3 protein-coding genes are annotated in these 2,798 nt (G+C 53.8%); all 3 read right to left on the reverse strand.

The window, feature by feature from the left end; genetic code table 11:
* On the reverse strand, positions 1-1,058 hold a 1,058-nt coding region (gene mnmH, locus VJY99_RS02025; RefSeq protein ID WP_324115859.1), incomplete at its 3' end, for a tRNA 2-selenouridine(34) synthase MnmH.
* Positions 1,059-1,174: 116 nt separating this feature from the next.
* Positions 1,175-2,245 carry a 5-(carboxyamino)imidazole ribonucleotide synthase gene (gene purK / locus VJY99_RS02030; RefSeq protein ID WP_324115861.1) on the reverse strand — a complete coding sequence of 357 codons (1,071 nt, stop codon included), beginning with the start codon at positions 2,243-2,245 and terminating at the stop codon, positions 1,175-1,177.
* On the reverse strand, positions 2,242-2,751 hold the full coding sequence (gene purE / locus VJY99_RS02035) for a 5-(carboxyamino)imidazole ribonucleotide mutase (RefSeq protein ID WP_324115863.1): 510 nt from the start codon (positions 2,749-2,751) through the stop codon (positions 2,242-2,244). Before purE ends, purK begins: the two co-directional genes overlap by 4 nt.
* Between the last annotated feature and the right edge of the window lie 47 nt (positions 2,752-2,798).

Consider the following 2,798-nt stretch of genomic DNA (forward strand, 5'->3'; position numbering starts at 1 on the left):
TCGCCACGAAACACAATGTTTTGCGCTTTTTTGCTGAGTTGATAACGGTACATCGGGTCGTAATACTCTTCGAGCAGTGGCGAAAGCCAGGCGAGATGCCCGTCAACAGAACCGGTTTTACGTTGTAATTCCAGCGCTTCATCCAGCAGTGTGGTGAACTGTGCAAAACGCTCCATTCCAAGACGGCGGCGAATGGCAAACAGGCCATGATGCAGATACTCGCCGTAGTGTTGCCACGCGGTTTCCTCGTCGTTTACCGACAAAAACGCTGCGCTCATCTGCTGGAAATATTCGGTTTTTAAACGCTCTAAACGCTGCTCAAATGGTTCATCAATCACCACAATTGGCGAGCGTAACATTTGTTCCCTGAAGCATTCAGGGATATGACGTGAGCCAATCATACGGCCTTCGTCTTCGACAACCCATCTCACTTGCGCACCGTCACTTTTCTTAAGCAACGTCACCGCCAGATTATTTTCGAAGTTGGTCTGCGAGGGTTGTTCGACAATGGTGCGGCCAAATGAAGAACCACGATGGTGAGCCAGACCTTCAAGATCGACACCCGTCGGCAGTGAACGGATAAGAATCGTTTTACCGCCACCCGTATTACCGCTGACAAGAACCATCGGCCAACGGGAGTGGGATTCAATCACGTCCATGGCAAAGTGGCGCAGCGCTTTATAACCGCCTTCAACCAGCGGATAATCGATACCCGCTTCATGCAGCCATTGCTGAACCAGATGGGAACGCAAGCCGCCTCTGGCGCAGCACAGATATCCCTGCGGATTTTGGCGGCATTGTTCCAGCCACTTCTGCAAACGGGCTTCGCGGACTTCTCCCTTTACCAGGCTGTGACCCAGTTCAATTGCCGCTTGTTGGCCGCGCTGCTTGTAGCACGTCCCCACAGCAGTACGCTCGTCATCTGACATCAACGGTAAATTCAACGCGGCAGGCATTGCCCCTTGGGCGAATTCCATCGGTGCCCGCACGTCGATAAGCGGAATACCGGCGCGCAGCAGATGTTCATAATATTGAGTATTGGGACGAGCGTTTTGCATAGAAAACCTTAAAGCGAGTGAGGCGGAATTGTGCGCTTTTGCATGCAAAAAAGAAAGGAAGGGGGAATAGGCCTGAATGGCAGGGCGGGTAAGCGTAACGCCACCCGCCGCTGTGATTACTTACCGAGGTGACTCTGTGCCCAGGCAATCCCGCTGGCGTATTCCACGGGTAACAATGGCGCCAGCGCTTCAAGTGATGCGCTTAACCTGCTGATATCGCTGTCATTGAGGTTGAGATGGCCCACTTTGCGGCCTTCACGTACTTCTTTGTCGTACCAATGCAAATGCACTAATGGCAGTTTCAGCCAGTCGTAATTTACATCCGTACCGATAAGGTTAATCATCACTGACGGTGAATTTACCACAGGCTGTGGTAGCGGTAGGTCAACAATGGCGCGCAGATGCAGCTCAAACTGGCTGATGGACGCGCCGTTTTGCGTCCAGTGCCCGCTGTTGTGCACGCGTGGAGCCAGTTCGTTAATCAGCAAACCGGCTGGCGTGATAAAGCACTCCATCGCCATAACGCCCACATAGTTCAGCTCGTGCAAAATGGCCGACAGCATCGCTTCCGCTTGCTGCTGTTGCTCGATGTTGACCTGCGGGAAAACTACGCTGGTGCGCAGAATGCCATCCTGATGCAGGTTGTGGGTCAGGGGATAAAACACGGTCGTGCCATCATGACCACGTGCGCCGACCAGCGAAACTTCACCCGAAAAATTAATGCCTTGTTCAACGATACACTCGCCGTAGCACTCTTCCGGTAATTGCTCAGTTTCCTGGCTGCGTAAACGCCACTGTCCGCGCCCGTCGTAACCGCCAACACGGCGTTTGACTATCGCCAGTTCACCCAGATTTTGGAACACGTCCGCCCATTGGTCGCGGCTGGAAAGCAGTTGCCACGGCGCAGTTGCCAGCTCAAGCTTATCGAACAGCTGTTTTTGCGTCAGGCGGTCGGCAATAATCGGGAACACATCGCGGTTTACAAACGCGTTGTGACGAGCCAACTCACGGGTGAGGGCGGTTTCAGGCCAACGCTCAATTTCTGCGGTAATCACGCTTTGCGCAAATGGCACGGCTTCCGGTTCAGCATCAAGGCCAACCGGATAAACTGCGATACCCAGCGGTTCACCCGCCTGGCGCAGCATTCTGCCTAACTGGCCGTTACCCAGCACGCAAACGCGTTTCATGCTTCACCCCGTGGGTCCGGGTTTTCCAGCACTTCATCAGTCTGGCTTTGACGCCAGTTTTCAAGGCGTTGATTGAGATCTTTATCATGCAGAGCGAGAATTTGTGCCGCCAGCAGAGCGGCATTGGCTGCACCTGCTTTACCGATAGCCAAGGTGCCGACCGGAATACCACGTGGCATTTGAACAATAGAATAGAGACTGTCGACGCCGCTTAATGCAGCACTCTGGACTGGCACACCCAGCACTGGAACCAGGGTTTTAGCCGCGATCATGCCCGGTAAATGCGCCGCACCGCCTGCACCCGCAATAATCACCTGATAACCGTTGCTGCTTGCTTGTTCGGCAAAACTGAACAGTTTATCGGGCGTGCGGTGAGCGGAAACCACTTCAACGTGGTGTGGGACATCAAGGACGGTGAGGATTTCTGCGGCAAACTGCATGGTGGCCCAGTCACTTTTGGAACCCATGACAATGGCGATACGCGCCGGGGTCTGGTTGGAGGACATGTGTCTCAAAACTCCTGTGGGTATGCAAACATCACCGAACGTGGCTC

This window comes from Buttiauxella sp. (assembly GCF_035271705.1).
Taxonomy (GTDB): domain Bacteria; phylum Pseudomonadota; class Gammaproteobacteria; order Enterobacterales; family Enterobacteriaceae; genus Buttiauxella.

What these genes read in the sequence shown, in the direction of transcription:
- purK (WP_324115861.1), bottom strand. Translation starts at nt 2,245, where the DNA reads ATGAAACGCGTTTGCGTGCTGGGTAACGGCCAGTTAGGCAGAATGCTG.
- purE (WP_324115863.1), bottom strand. Translation starts at nt 2,751, where the DNA reads ATGTCCTCCAACCAGACCCCGGCGCGTATCGCCATTGTCATGGGTTCC.